This is a genomic window from Quatrionicoccus australiensis, assembly GCF_020510525.1.
GTDB classification, from domain to species: domain Bacteria; phylum Pseudomonadota; class Gammaproteobacteria; order Burkholderiales; family Rhodocyclaceae; genus Azonexus; species Azonexus australiensis_B.
The window spans coordinates 1,072,359-1,084,927 of record NZ_CP075188.1; the positions used below are offsets into that span (position 1 = coordinate 1,072,359).

A 12,569-nucleotide genomic window follows, 5' to 3' on the forward strand; every position below is an offset into this window, starting at 1 on the left:
GACATTGCCACTTCTGTGGTTTTGCCCTGTTTTGGTGCGTTGACCGCAAAATCGTGCATCGACGCGGGTTTGCGGGCGGTGCTGGCGATTTGGCACGTCTTGTGCAGAGAGGCAGGCGGTAAAACTGGAATCCGAAAGCCATGAGCGAATTTATTCTCCTGTTAATTTCCACCGCGCTGGTCAATAACGTCGTGTTGATCAAGTTCCTTGGCCTCTGTCCGGTCATGGGCGTCTCGAAAAGTGTCGATAGCGCGCTCGGCATGGGCCTGGCGACGACCTTCGTCATCATGCTCGCCACCGCTGCTTCCTGGATGCTCGATGCCTGGCTGCTGACGCCGCTCGGCCTGGGTTACCTGCGCATCCTGACCTTCATTCTGGTCATTGCCTCGGTCGTCCAATTCACCGAGATGTTCATCAAGAAAACCAGTCCCGGTCTCTACCAGTCGCTCGGCATCTACCTGCCGCTGATCACCACCAATTGCGCCGTGCTCGGTATTGCGCTGCTCAACGTGCAGCAGGAGTTCAGCCTGTTCAAGAGCCTGCTCTACGGTTTCGGTTCGGCGCTCGGCTTCACCATCGTGCTGCTGATTTTCGCCGGTCTGCGCGAACGCGTCGCCCTGGCCCGTGTGCCCGGCGCCTTCGTCGGGGCGCCCATCGCCTTCGTCACCATCAGCCTGCTGGCGCTCGCCTTCATGGGCTTCTCCGGCCTGAACGTCTAAGGGAGATCACAATGATTGTTGCCATTCTCAGCCTGACCCTGCTTGGTGCCGCTTTTGGCATCCTGCTCGGCATCGCCAACAAGTTCCTGCGCGTCGAGGGGAATCCGGTGGTCGAGGAACTGCTCGCCCTGATGCCCGGCTCCAACTGCGGTCAATGCGGCTTCCCGGGATGTTCCGGTGCCGCCGAGGCCATCGTCGACGGTTCGGCCGCGCCGACCTGCTGCCCGCCGGGCGGCAAGGCGCTGGCGGCGGCAATCGCCGAGAAACTGGGGATAGAAGTTGACCTGTCCGGCATGGTCGATGACGGCCCGAAAATCGCGCTGGTCGCCGAAGAGCTATGCATCGGCTGCTGCCGCTGCAGCAAGGTCTGCCCGACCGACGCCATCCTCGGTGCCGCCAAGCAGATTCACAACGTGCTGCGCGAGGCTTGTACCGGTTGCAGTGCCTGCATCGAAAAATGCCCGACCGAGGCCCTGGTGATGACGCCGGTGCCGGTGACCCTGCAACACTGGGTCATGCCCAAACCTCTGGCTGCGTGAGATCAACATGGGATTCATGAACCTCTTCAAGCATTTCCTCGGCAAGGACTGGGGTGTCCATCCGGCCGACCACAAACGGCCGGCCTCCGACGTGCCGACCCGCAAGCTGCCGATTCCGCCGCGCCTGCACCTGATGCTGTCGCAGCACGTCGGCGCCCCGTCCCGGCCGATCGTGCTGGTCGGCGAAAAGGTCAGGAAGGGCCAGCTGATTGCCGCCGCCCAGGGCAACATCTCGGCGCCGCTGCATGCCTCGACTTCCGGCACGATCAGCGCGATCGGCGAAATCACCGCGCCGCACGCTTCCGGCCTGCCCGGCATGGCGATCTCGATCGACAGCGATGGCGAGGATGCCTGGGTCGAAACCGAAGTCATCACTGATCCCTTCTCGCTCTCGCCCGAGGACATCGCCAAACGTGTCGCCGCCGCCGGTGTGGTCGGTCTGGGTGGTGCCACCTTCCCGTCCTCGGTCAAGCTCAATCTCGGTCGCCGTTCGAAAATCGACACGCTGATCATGAACGGCAGCGAGTGCGAGCCCTACCTGTCCTGCGATGACCGCCTGATGCGCGACCGCGCCGCCGACATCGTGACCGGTATCCGCCTGATGCTGATCTCGACCGGCGCCGGTGAGGCCAAGGTCGGTATCGAAGACAACAAGCCGGAAGCGATCGCCGCGATGCGCGAAGCCGCAGCCCGTTTCGACAATGTCACGATTTTCCCGGTGCCGGCGCGTTACCCGATGGGTTCCGACCGCCAGTTGATCGTCGAGCTGACCGGGCGCGAAGTGCCGTCCGATGCGCGTGCTGCCGACGTCGGCGTCATCGTCCATAACGTCGGTACGGCCTACGCCGTGCAGCAGGCGGTCTGTCTCGGCCGGCCGCTGGTCAGCCGGGTGATGACCCTGAATGGTGGTGCCGCCGCGACCCCGGGCAATTACGAAGTGCCGCTCGGCACGCTGATCAGCGACCTGGTCGCCTTTACCGGCGGCACGACGGGCGACGTCGCCAAACTGGTGATGGGCGGGCCGATGATGGGGACCATCCTGCCCCACATGCGGGTGCCGGTGATCAAGGGCACCAGCGGCATCCTGCTGCTCGATGCCAACGAGGCCGCGGGTGGCGAGGTCGAGGATTGCATCCGCTGCGGCAGTTGCGTCAAGGCCTGTCCGATGGGGCTGCTGCCGCTCGAAATGAGCGCGCGCATCCGCAACGACGAAATGGATGCCGCGGCCGATCTCGGTCTGGCCGACTGCATCGCCTGCGGCTGCTGCGCCTACGTCTGCCCCTCGCACATCCCGCTGGTCCAGTATTTCTACCACGCCAAGGGCGATCTCTACGCCCGTGAGCGCAACAAGCTGCGTACCGAGGCGACCAAGAAAATGGCCCTGCAACGTCAGGAACGTCTCGAGCGCGAGCAGCGCGAGAAGGTCGAGGCTGCCGCCAAACGCAAGGCCGAACGGGCTGCGGCTGCCGCCGCAGCAGCCGCAGCCGAAGCGGCCAAACAAGGAGAGTCCGCATGAGCACCAGCAGCCTGACTGCGCCACCGATCGCCTCGCCGCACGCGCACGGCGGCAATTCGGTCACCCTGACCATGTTCCGCGTCCAGCTGGCGCTGCTGCCGGCGACGCTGTTCGGCTTCTGGCTGTTCGGCTGGCCGTCGGTCTTCCTCTTCCTGCTCACCGTCTTGTCCTGCCTCGGTTTCGAGGCCCTGTCGCTCAAGCTGATGGGGCGGCAGCGTTTCAAGGGCACCCTGTTCGACGGCTCGGCCATGCTCACCGGCTGGCTGCTGGCGATGACCCTGCCGCCCTGGGCGCCTTGGTGGGTCGCGGTTTTGGGCGGTTTCATCGCGATCGTGATCGGCAAGCAGGTGTTCGGTGGTCTGGGCCAGAATGTCTTCAATCCGGCCATGGTGGCCCGCGTCGCCTTGCTGATCTCCTTCCCCGTGCCGCTGACCCAGTGGGTTTTCCCCCTGCCGCTGACTTCGCTGGCCGCGCCCGACTTCATCGACGGTCTGCGCATCTTCCTGACCAGCCTGCCGTTGCCGGATGCGATGGCCAGTGCTTCGCTGCTCGGCTTTTCCAAGACCGAAATGTCGCGCGGCATCGACCTGCTGCATTCGCTCGCCGGTGCCCAGGCGCCGGCCCTGTCGTGGCTCGGTACGCGGGCCGGCAGCTTCGGTGAGTCGGCTTCCTTGCTGATCCTTGGCGGCGGCCTCTACCTGCTGGCGCGCGGCATCATTACCTGGCATACGCCGCTGGCGGTACTGGCGGGTCTGGCGATTCCTGCCGCAATCGGCCATGCCATCGATCCGGGGCATTACCTGAGCGTTTCGGCGCATCTGCTCTCCGGTGCAGCGATGCTCGGCGCTTTCTTCATCGCGACTGACTATGTGACCTCGCCGAATACCGGCGTCGGACAACTCATCTTCGGTCTGGGTGTCGGTTTGCTGACCTGGGTCATCCGCACCTGGGGCGCTTATCCGGAGGGGATGGCTTTCGCGGTCCTGCTGATGAACGCCATGACGCCGGTCATCGATCGCTTCGTCAAGCCGCGCATCCTTGGCCGTGACCGCAAGGGCAAGCCGTTGAGCATTCCGGAAAAGAAGGGGGCCTGAGATGGGTTTTGCATCGATACGTGAAAAACTGGGTTACCAGCCCGTCCTGCTCGGCGTTTTTGCGCTGCTGGCGAGCGGCGCCCTGGCCTGGGTCTCGGAATCCACCGCCGGCGCCATCGCCGCGGCTGAAGCCAAGGATCTGCGCGACTCGCTGGCCGAAGTGCTGCCGCAAGGCTTTGCCGACAACGATTTCCTGCACGATACGGTCGACCTCGAAAACAAGGGCAAAACCGTCACCATTTACCGCGCCCGCCAGGGTGGGGTGGTCAAGGGGGCGATTTTCAAGGTGGCCGAGCGTGGTTATGCCGCCGATATCGTCATCCTGATGGCGGTCGATGCCGACGGCAAGATGCTCGGTGCGCGCGTTCTCAAGCATGCCGAAACGCCGGGCCTGGGCGACAAGATCGAGCTCTCCAAGGCACCGTGGATCAAGGATTTCGACGGCAAGTCGCTGGGCAATCCGGCGCCCGAGAAATGGGCCGTCAAGAAGGACGGTGGTGTCTTCGACCAGTTTGCCGGCGCCACCATCACGCCGCGGGCCGTGGTCAAGGCGGTCAAGGGCGGGCTGGATTTCTACGCCGCGCATCGCAAGGAAATTCTCGGAGACAAATCATGAGTGACGCCCTGAAAGAAGTCCCCTTGGGGGAGAACTACGGCAGCATCATCAAGGACGGCCTGTGGGAACAGAACGTCGTGTTCTCGCAGATGCTGGCCCTGTGCCCGACCATGGCGGTGACGACAAGTGGCACCAACGGTCTCGGCATGGGACTGGCGACCACGGCGGTGCTGGTGGTTGCCAATATCCTGGTCTCGATGATTCGGCACACGGTCAGTTCGCAGGTGCGGATTCCGGTCTTCGTGGTCCTGATTGCCACGCTGGTGACTGTCGTCGATATGGTCATGAATGCCTGGATGCACGATCTCTACAAGGTGCTCGGCCTGTTCATCGCGCTGATCGTGGTCAATTGCGCCATTCTCGGCCGGGCCGAAGCCTATGCCGTCAAGAACGGCGTGTTCGCCTCGGCGGTCGATGGCCTGGCGATGGGCCTGGGTTTCACCGGCGCCCTGACCCTGATCGGCCTGATCCGCGAATTTCTCGGTTCAGGCACCTTGTTTGCGCAGGCCTCGAACCTGCTCGGTCCGTCTTTCGCGTTTCTCGAAATGAAACTGCCGGGTTACGGCGGTGCCCTGCTGATGATCCTGCCGCCGGGCGCTTTCGCCGTGCTCGGCTTCCTGCTTGCCGGCAAGCGGGTCATGGAGCAGCGGGCAGAAGCGCGGGCAAGGAATGCAAGTGGTGGTGCAGCACCGCTTGTTGCGTAAAGGGAGAAGAAAATGCAGATCGGCATTGCTTATTCAGAACCAGGGCAGCAAATCTGGTTGAATATCGAGGTTCCGGACGAGTCGACCGTTGCAGAAGGGATCGAACGTTCGGGTGTGCTCAAGCAGTTTCCGCACATTGATTTGGCAACTCAGAAAGTCGGCGTGTTCGGTCGTCTGGTAAAGTTGGATGCCGCCCTTAAACCGGGCGATCGTATCGAAATTTACCGGCCGATCATCGCCGATCCGGAAACCGTCCCACGTCGGGACACGAACGAAGAAGAATAAACACTATGTCTTTAACTATCGGTGTGGTGCGCGAAAGTGCACCGGGAGAACATCGCGTCGCACTTGTGCCGGAAACGGCCAGGAAATTCCAGGCCTTGGGGGCGAAATTCGTCCTCGAGAATACGCTGGGGCTGGAAAGCCACTTCATGGATTCGACCTATGAAGGGGCCACTTTCAGCCAGGGCGTGCAGGGAATTTATCGCGGCGCCGACCTGATTTTGCGCGTGACCCCGCCTACCCTCGAGGAAATTGCAGAAATCCCCGAAGGTGCGGTGCTGATCGGTCTGCTCAAACCCTTCGAGGACAAGGCTCGGCTGGCGGCGCTCAATGCCCGCAAGATCACGGCTTTTGCCCTTGAACTGCTGCCGCGCATCTCGCGCGCCCAGAGCATGGACGCACTGTCCAGCCAGGGCGCCTGTGCCGGCTACCAGTGCGGCCTGATCGCCGCGGCCCGCTGTACCAAATTCTTCCCGATGCTGACCACGGCGGCCGGCACCATCCGTCCGGCCCGCGTGCTGGTGATCGGGGCCGGCGTTGCCGGCCTGCAGGCGATCGCCACCTGCAAGCGCCTCGGCGCCATGGTTGAAGCCTACGACGTCCGGGCTGCCGCCAAGGAGCAGATCGAATCGCTTGGCGCCAAGTTCGTCGATACCGGCGTTTCGGCTGACGGTGCCGGCGGTTATGCGCGTGAACTTTCCGCCGAGGAAAAGGCGCAGCAGGCCGAAAAGCTCGCCAAGGCGGTCGAAATGGCCGATGTCGTGATCACTACGGCAGCCATTCCCGGCAAGAAGGCGCCGGTGATCATTACGGTCGACATGATCAAACGCATGAAATACGGCGCCATCATCGTCGACATGGCCGCCGAATCGGGCGGCAACTGCGCGCTGACCCAGCCGGGTGAGCACGTCATTGCCAATGACGTGAATATCCATGGCCCGCTCAACCTGCCGTCGCGCATGCCGACACATGCTTCCGAGCTGTATGCCAAGAACCTCTACAACTTCCTGTCGCCGTGGATCAAGGACGGCAAGCTCGAGTTCGACTGGAGCGATGAAGTGGTGGCCGGCACCTTGCTCTGCAAGGATGGCGCAACGGTGCACGCCACCGTGAAGCAGGTTTTGGGAGACGCATGATGGACGGTTTGCTCGCTTTATATATCTTCACGCTCGCCGCCTTCACCGGCTACGAGATCATCGCCAAGGTGCCGGTCATCCTGCACACGCCGTTGATGTCCGGTTCCAACTTCGTGCACGGCGTGGTCGTGGTCGGCGCCATGCTCATGCTGGGCACGGCTGACACCCCGGTGCAGCAGGCCATCGGCTTCTTCGCTGTTGCCCTCGGCGCGGCCAACGCGGCCGGCGGCTACGTGGTCACCGAGCGCATGCTCGCCATGTTCAAGAAGAAGGAGGCTTGATCATGACGCTGCCTATCTACGTTCAAGGTGCCTGGTACGCCGGCGCACTGCTTTTCATCTTCGGTCTCAAGGGCATGGGCTCACCGGCTTCCGCCCGCAAGGGCATCGTCATCGCCGGCTACGGCATGCTGCTGGCGATTGCTGCGACCTTCCTGATTCCCGGCCTGCAGAACCTGGCGCTGATGGCCCTGGCGCTGGTACTTGGCGGGGCGGTGGCCTGGATCTCCGGCAAGAAGGTCAAGATGACCGACATGCCGCAGATGGTCGCCATCTACAACGGCATGGGCGGCGGCGCGGCGGCGGCGATTGCCGCCATCGAGTTCGCCAAGGGCGATGCGCACAGCGTGGTCACCACCATCCTGGCGGTGGTCGGTGCCTTGATCGGTGCCGTCTCCTTCACCGGCTCCTGCGTCGCCTGGGCCAAGCTGCAGGGCGTCCTCAAGAAGGCGCATCGTCTGCCGGCCCAGAATGCGGTCAATGTCGTGCTGGCCCTGGTTGCCATCGGTCTGGGTGGCGCCATGGTCGTCATGGCCCCGGCCCAGCCGGAGCTGATTTTCGGCTTCTTCGCGGTTGCCCTGGTGCTCGGCCTGATCGTCACGCTGCCGATCGGCGGCGCCGACATGCCGGTCGTTATCTCGCTGTTCAATGCCTTCACCGGCCTGGCGGTCGGTTTCGAAGGCTACGTGCTGGGCAACCCGGCACTGATCATCGCCGGTATCGTGGTCGGTGCGGCCGGTACGCTGCTCACCCAGTTGATGGCCAAGGCGATGAACCGGCCGCTGACCAACATCCTCTTCACGCCGATGGTGGCGAGCGGTCCGGGCGAGGCGATCACCGGCACGATGAAGGAAGTTGGTGCGATCGATGCGGCAGCGATGATGCGCTATGCCAGCAAGGTCATCATCGTGCCCGGCTACGGCATGGCGGTGGCGCATGCGCAGCACAAGGTCTGGGAAATGACGGCGATTCTTGAAGAAGCCGGGGTCGAGGTGAAGTTCGCCATCCACCCGGTGGCCGGGCGCATGCCGGGGCACATGAATGTGCTGCTGGCGGAAGCCGGTGTCCCGTACGACAAGATCTTCGACCTCGAGGAAATCAACGGCGAGTTTGGCCAGGCCGACGTGGCGCTGATCATCGGTGCCAACGACGTGGTCAACCCGAGCGCGCGTACCGACAAGACCAGCCCGATCTACGGCATGCCGATTCTCGATGCCGACAAGGCGCAGAACGTGATCGTCATCAAGCGCGGCAAGGGTACGGGTTATTCCGGAGTTGAAAACGCCCTGTTCTACACCGACAATTGCCGCATGCTCTACGGTGATGCCCAGCCGATGGCCGGGGAAATCATCCAGCAACTGAAGGCGATGGGCTAAACCCTGCCTCCCGAAAAGCCCGGCTCTGCCGGGCTTTTTACAGATTTTCATTCTTGTGGAATTTTCAGCCATGTATCGCTTGCTGCCCCTGCTCGTCCTTTTTCCGTCACTCGCCCAGGCGGCCGACACGCTGCCGATGGTGGGCGGCATCCCGGTCGACTTCATTCTTTTCGCGCTGACCCTGCTCGGCGTGGCGCTTTTCCACCATGCCACGCTGTACGTTGCCCTGACCGGCCTGGCGACGATCAGCCTGTACAAGATCATCTTCACCGGCTTCAAGACCGGCCTCGGCATCGCCGGTTTCTTCGGCCATCTCGGGCATGAGTGGGTGACGCTGGCCAACCTGTTCTGCCTGCTCACCGGCTTTGCGCTGCTCGCGCGGCATTTCGAGAAGAGCCACGTGCCGGTCATCCTGCCGAAGTTCCTGCCGAACGACTGGAAGGGCGGCTTCGTGCTGCTGGTCATGGTCTTCGTGATTTCCAGCTTCCTCGACAACATCGCCGCCGCCCTGATCGGCGGCGCCATGGCGCACCAGTTGTTCAAGGGCAAGGTGCATGTCGGCTATCTGGCCGCCATCGTTGCGGCTTCCAATGCCGGCGGCTCGGGTTCGGTGGTCGGCGATACGACGACGACCATGATGTGGATCGACGGCATCAGCCCGCTGGTGGTTCTTGACGCTTATGTCGCGGCCGGCGTCGCGCTGCTCATCATTGCTTATTTCGGCGCCAAGCAGCAGCACGCCTACTCGCCGATCATCAAGGGCGCGCACGAGCATACGCATGTCGATTGGGGGCGTATTTTCATCGTCGGCCTGATGCTGGTCTTTGCCGTTGCGACCAATGTCACGATCAACGTCAATTACCCCGAGCTGGCCGATCACTTCCCCTTCATCGGGGTTGCCGTCTGGACGGCCATCATCCTGACCATTCCGGTACGTCGCCACGACTGGGAGTTGCTGCCGGATACCGTCAAGGGTTCGATCTTCCTGCTTTCGCTGGTCACCTGCGCCTCGATGATGCCGGTCGAGCAATTGCCGCAGGCATCTTGGCAGTCCGCCCTGGCGCTCGGCTTCATCTCTGCCGTGTTCGACAATATTCCGCTGACCGCGCTGGCCTTGCGTCAGGGCGGCTATGACTGGGGCTTCCTGGCCTACGCCGTCGGCTTCGGCGGTTCGATGCTGTGGTTCGGCTCGTCGGCGGGGGTCGCCTTGTCGAGCATGTTCCCGCAAGCCAAGTCGGCCGCCCAGTGGTTGCGCCACGGCTGGCACGTCGTGCTTGCCTATGTCGTCGGCTTCGCAGTCCTGCTGGCGACTTTGGGCTGGCATCCGGATGCGCATCACAAGGCGCTTGCCGTTCCGGCGCCGGCTGCTGTCGAGGCACCGGTCGCTCACTGATCCGGTTGTTGTTCGAATGAAAAAGGGGCTCTGCGGAGCCCCTTTTTCATGTCGGGTTTGTGACAAAAGCGTTCTGTTCTTGCACCATGATTGTGCGTAAAAATATTAACTAACTATATGATAAAAAAAGAAAAATCAATTCTATAATGCGCGCCTTTTTATACGCTGAATAGGCCGTTTTCATGACTAATGTATCCAGCTGCATGACCCGTATCGGTGACAACCATGGTTACCGTTTCGCTGGCGATTTCGTGCATCTCAATGCCGAAGTGAGTTTTTCCGATGCCGATCTGATGGCGGGTGCCAATTGGGCGCTGCAGTTGTGGGCCAGTGAAGCCGGTTTCTTCGATGGTTTGTGCGGGGTCAAGCTGGCCGAGCAGGCGGTCTGGCCGGTTGCCGGCGGTGTGCTGGTGAATGCCGAGTGCGCAGCCATGCTGCCAGCCGGGACGGCTGATCAGGCGTTGGCATTGGCCCTCGTTTCCTTTGCTGCCGACGGTCAGGCCGAGCTGCGTGATCTGGCGGTCTACCCGGTGCGCGAACGCTTTTTCCAGCCGCTGCTCGAAGGCAATGTTTCCTGCGCGCTGGCTGACTGTATGGCCGAACTGAACATCGATGCGATCGGCAACCCGCGCGCTGCCGACAATCTGAGCGGTACCTTGTCGCTCGAAGTCTGGGCACTCGATGCTCCCTACGCCGGCGGCAGCTGGGTGGGTACGCCGGTGGCGACGGTCATTCTTGGTACCCTGGCCGGTGGCGAGCAGTGGTCGGCCTGCCACTACAGCGTGCCGGCTGCGTTGCCGGCCGCTGGCGCGGCGCTGACCGTGATGCTGCGCGAATGGACGCCGGCTGGTTACGTGACCCGCGATTACCGCAATATCGCTGCAGTTGCACCGCTGCTCGCACCGGCGCCGGTCGCGGCGCCTGTTGCAGCAGATCCGGTGGCCAAGGCCAAATCGGCAGGCAAGAAGGTGGCGGTTGCCGAGCTCGCCAAGGAAACGGCGGCCGAGGCGGACAAGCCGGCCAAGTCAGGCAAGGTAGCCAAACCGGGCAAGGCAGCCAAGGCTGCCAAGAAGGCTGCGGCCAAGAGCGAAGCCAGGGCCGTATCGGTCAACACCGCCAGCGAGGCAGAATTGGCCGCGGTCAAGGGCCTGCCGCCCAGCGTCGCACGCGCGATCGTCGCAGCGCGTCCGTTCGCCAGTCTGGAAGACGTCTGCAAGGCCAAAGGCATGGGTCCGAAGATGCTGGCCAAGCTGCGCGAGCAACTGGTTCTGTAAGGGGTTTTTGTCGTACGGGCCGGGGCTTGTCGCATTGGCGACAAGTTTCGGCCTTGTTTTTTTGTTATAAAACAATGAATTGCAGGTGGCACCCGTCTTGCTAACTGTTATCCAGAACCTCTGGAGAACAGCATGAAAGCCAGCGAAATCCAAGCCCTGCTCGACGAGCCCGCCTGTACCCACAATACCAAGGAAAAATCCGGCTGCGCCAAGCCCAAGCCGGGAGCGACGGCTGGTGGCTGCTCTTTCGACGGCGCGCAGATCGCGCTGCTGCCGATCGCCGATGTCGCGCACATCGTGCACGGCCCGATCGCCTGTGCCGGTTCCTCCTGGGACAACCGCGGCACCCGGTCGAGCGGCGTCACGCTGTACAAGATCGGCATGACCACCGACCTGTCGGAAACCGACGTGGTCATGGGGCGTAGCGAAAAGCGCCTGTTCCATGCGATCAAGCAGGCCATCGACAGTTATTCGCCGAAAGCAGTCTTCATCTACAACACCTGCGTCACGGCGCTGATCGGTGACGATATCGAAGCCGTCTGCCGCGATGCCTCGGCGCGCTGGGGCACGCCGGTGATCCCGGTCGATGCGGCCGGTTTCTATGGCACCAAGAATCTCGGCAATCGCCTCGCCGGCGAGGCGATGTTCAAGCATGTCATCGGCACCGCCGAACCGGCGCCGGCCGCGCCGCGTGCCGACGGTCTGCCAACCTACGACGTCAATCTGATCGGCGAATACAACATCGCCGGCGAATTCTGGAATGTCGCGCCGCTCTTCGACGAGCTGGGCCTGCGCATCCTGTGCACCTTGTCCGGCGATGCGCGCTTCCATGAAGTGCAGACCATGCACCGCGCCAGGGTGAATATGGTGGTCTGTGCCAAGGCGCTGCTCAACGTCGCCCGCAAGATGCAGGACGACTTCGGCATTCCCTTCTTCGAAGGCAGTTTCTACGGCGTCGCCGACGTTTCCAACGCGTTGCGCGATTTTGCGAAGTTGATCGGCGACCCCGACCTCGTGGCGCGTACCGAAGCCGTCATCGCCCGTGAGGAAGCCAAGTCCAATGCCGAACTCGATGCCTGGCGCGTGCGCCTGAAAGACAAGCGCGTCCTGCTCTATACCGGCGGCGTCAAGTCGTGGTCCATCGTTTCCGCGCTGCAGGATCTGGGCATGAAGGTAGTCGCCACCGGCACCAAGAAATCGACCGAAGAAGACAAGGCACGCATCCGCGAACTGATGGGCGAAGACACCAAGATGATCGATGACGGCAGCCCCAAGGCGCTGCTCTCGACCTATCACGAGTACAAGGCCGACATCCTGATCGCCGGTGGGCGCAATCTCTACACCGCCTTGAAGGCACGCATTCCCTTCCTCGACATCAACCAGGAGCGCGAATTCGGTTATGCCGGCTACAGCGGCATGGTCGAACTCGCCCGCCAGCTCGCGCTGTCGATGGAAAGCCCGGTCTGGGCGGCCGTCAGGAAGCCGGCGCCATGGGCCAAGGGGGCTGTCTCGGGCGCTGTGCTCACCGCCTGACGACGCCTGACGTCATTCGCCGGGCGCGCTGCTTACGTCGGTGACGAATTGGTCGGTGATGGCCTCGTCCCCTGGCGGGGTGGGCCTGCGCTCAGGGCGCCAGCTTTTC

Annotated in this window: 13 protein-coding genes; all 13 read left to right on the forward strand. The window is 62.7% G+C overall.

All coding sequences use genetic code 11. The annotated features are described in order from the left end of the window. Positions 1-140 precede the first annotated feature (140 nt). The 13 genes from rsxA to nifE all read left to right on the forward strand — a co-directional run bounded on the left by rsxA (position 141) and on the right by nifE (position 12,460). Positions 141-719: an electron transport complex subunit RsxA gene (gene rsxA, locus KI612_RS05220; RefSeq protein WP_226442770.1), complete on the forward strand. Its 579-nt coding sequence runs from the start codon at positions 141-143 to the stop codon at positions 717-719. Between the two features lie 11 nt (positions 720-730). Then, positions 731-1,258 carry an RnfABCDGE type electron transport complex subunit B gene (locus tag KI612_RS05225; protein ID WP_226442771.1) on the forward strand — a complete coding sequence of 176 codons (528 nt, stop codon included), beginning with the start codon at positions 731-733 and terminating at the stop codon, positions 1,256-1,258. 7 nt (positions 1,259-1,265) lie between these two features. After that, on the forward strand, positions 1,266-2,774 hold the full coding sequence (rsxC, locus tag KI612_RS05230; protein ID WP_226442772.1) for an electron transport complex subunit RsxC: 1,509 nt from the start codon (positions 1,266-1,268) through the stop codon (positions 2,772-2,774). Next, a complete protein-coding gene (locus KI612_RS05235; RefSeq protein ID WP_226442773.1) occupies positions 2,771-3,868 on the forward strand; it encodes an RnfABCDGE type electron transport complex subunit D in 1,098 nt (365 codons plus the stop codon). Before rsxC ends, KI612_RS05235 begins: the two co-directional genes overlap by 4 nt. A gap of 1 nt (position 3,869) precedes the next feature. Then, positions 3,870-4,484, forward strand: a complete 615-nt coding sequence (locus KI612_RS05240) for an RnfABCDGE type electron transport complex subunit G (protein ID WP_226442774.1) — start codon at positions 3,870-3,872, stop codon at positions 4,482-4,484. Further along, entirely contained in the window at positions 4,481-5,188 is a 708-nt protein-coding gene (locus tag KI612_RS05245; RefSeq protein ID WP_226442775.1) for an electron transport complex subunit E, read from the forward strand. Before KI612_RS05240 ends, KI612_RS05245 begins: the two co-directional genes overlap by 4 nt. Before the next feature lie 12 nt (positions 5,189-5,200). Then, positions 5,201-5,473, forward strand: coding sequence for an RnfH family protein (locus tag KI612_RS05250; RefSeq protein WP_226442776.1), 273 nt, complete (start codon positions 5,201-5,203; stop codon positions 5,471-5,473). A gap of 5 nt (positions 5,474-5,478) precedes the next feature. Continuing rightward, complete coding sequence (locus KI612_RS05255; protein WP_226442777.1) at positions 5,479-6,606, forward strand: NAD(P) transhydrogenase subunit alpha; 1,128 nt, start codon at positions 5,479-5,481, stop codon at positions 6,604-6,606. Then, positions 6,606-6,887, forward strand: a complete 282-nt coding sequence (locus tag KI612_RS05260; RefSeq protein ID WP_210426598.1) for an NAD(P) transhydrogenase subunit alpha — start codon at positions 6,606-6,608, stop codon at positions 6,885-6,887. The genes KI612_RS05255 and KI612_RS05260 overlap by 1 nt, the downstream gene beginning before the upstream one ends. Positions 6,888-6,889: 2 nt before the next feature. Further along, positions 6,890-8,260, forward strand: a complete 1,371-nt coding sequence (locus KI612_RS05265) for an NAD(P)(+) transhydrogenase (Re/Si-specific) subunit beta (protein WP_226442778.1) — start codon at positions 6,890-6,892, stop codon at positions 8,258-8,260. 70 nt (positions 8,261-8,330) lie between these two features. After that, positions 8,331-9,653: a citrate transporter gene (locus tag KI612_RS05270; protein WP_226442779.1), complete on the forward strand. Its 1,323-nt coding sequence runs from the start codon at positions 8,331-8,333 to the stop codon at positions 9,651-9,653. Positions 9,654-9,835: 182 nt separating this feature from the next. Beyond that, a complete protein-coding gene (locus KI612_RS05275) occupies positions 9,836-10,927 on the forward strand; it encodes a ComEA family DNA-binding protein (protein WP_226442780.1) in 1,092 nt (363 codons plus the stop codon). A gap of 132 nt (positions 10,928-11,059) precedes the next feature. Further along, positions 11,060-12,460, forward strand: a complete 1,401-nt coding sequence (nifE, locus tag KI612_RS05280) for a nitrogenase iron-molybdenum cofactor biosynthesis protein NifE (protein WP_226442781.1) — start codon at positions 11,060-11,062, stop codon at positions 12,458-12,460. Positions 12,461-12,569: the final 109 nt, after the last annotated feature.

What these genes read in the sequence shown, in the direction of transcription:
- rsxA (WP_226442770.1), top strand. Translation starts at nt 141, where the DNA reads ATGAGCGAATTTATTCTCCTGTTAATTTCCACCGCGCTGGTCAATAAC.
- KI612_RS05225 (WP_226442771.1), top strand. Translation starts at nt 731, where the DNA reads ATGATTGTTGCCATTCTCAGCCTGACCCTGCTTGGTGCCGCTTTTGGC.
- rsxC (WP_226442772.1), top strand. Translation starts at nt 1,266, where the DNA reads ATGGGATTCATGAACCTCTTCAAGCATTTCCTCGGCAAGGACTGGGGT.
- KI612_RS05235 (WP_226442773.1), top strand. Translation starts at nt 2,771, where the DNA reads ATGAGCACCAGCAGCCTGACTGCGCCACCGATCGCCTCGCCGCACGCG.
- KI612_RS05240 (WP_226442774.1), top strand. Translation starts at nt 3,870, where the DNA reads ATGGGTTTTGCATCGATACGTGAAAAACTGGGTTACCAGCCCGTCCTG.
- KI612_RS05245 (WP_226442775.1), top strand. Translation starts at nt 4,481, where the DNA reads ATGAGTGACGCCCTGAAAGAAGTCCCCTTGGGGGAGAACTACGGCAGC.
- KI612_RS05250 (WP_226442776.1), top strand. Translation starts at nt 5,201, where the DNA reads ATGCAGATCGGCATTGCTTATTCAGAACCAGGGCAGCAAATCTGGTTG.
- KI612_RS05255 (WP_226442777.1), top strand. Translation starts at nt 5,479, where the DNA reads ATGTCTTTAACTATCGGTGTGGTGCGCGAAAGTGCACCGGGAGAACAT.
- KI612_RS05260 (WP_210426598.1), top strand. Translation starts at nt 6,606, where the DNA reads ATGGACGGTTTGCTCGCTTTATATATCTTCACGCTCGCCGCCTTCACC.
- KI612_RS05265 (WP_226442778.1), top strand. Translation starts at nt 6,890, where the DNA reads ATGACGCTGCCTATCTACGTTCAAGGTGCCTGGTACGCCGGCGCACTG.
- KI612_RS05270 (WP_226442779.1), top strand. Translation starts at nt 8,331, where the DNA reads ATGTATCGCTTGCTGCCCCTGCTCGTCCTTTTTCCGTCACTCGCCCAG.
- KI612_RS05275 (WP_226442780.1), top strand. Translation starts at nt 9,836, where the DNA reads ATGACTAATGTATCCAGCTGCATGACCCGTATCGGTGACAACCATGGT.
- nifE (WP_226442781.1), top strand. Translation starts at nt 11,060, where the DNA reads ATGAAAGCCAGCGAAATCCAAGCCCTGCTCGACGAGCCCGCCTGTACC.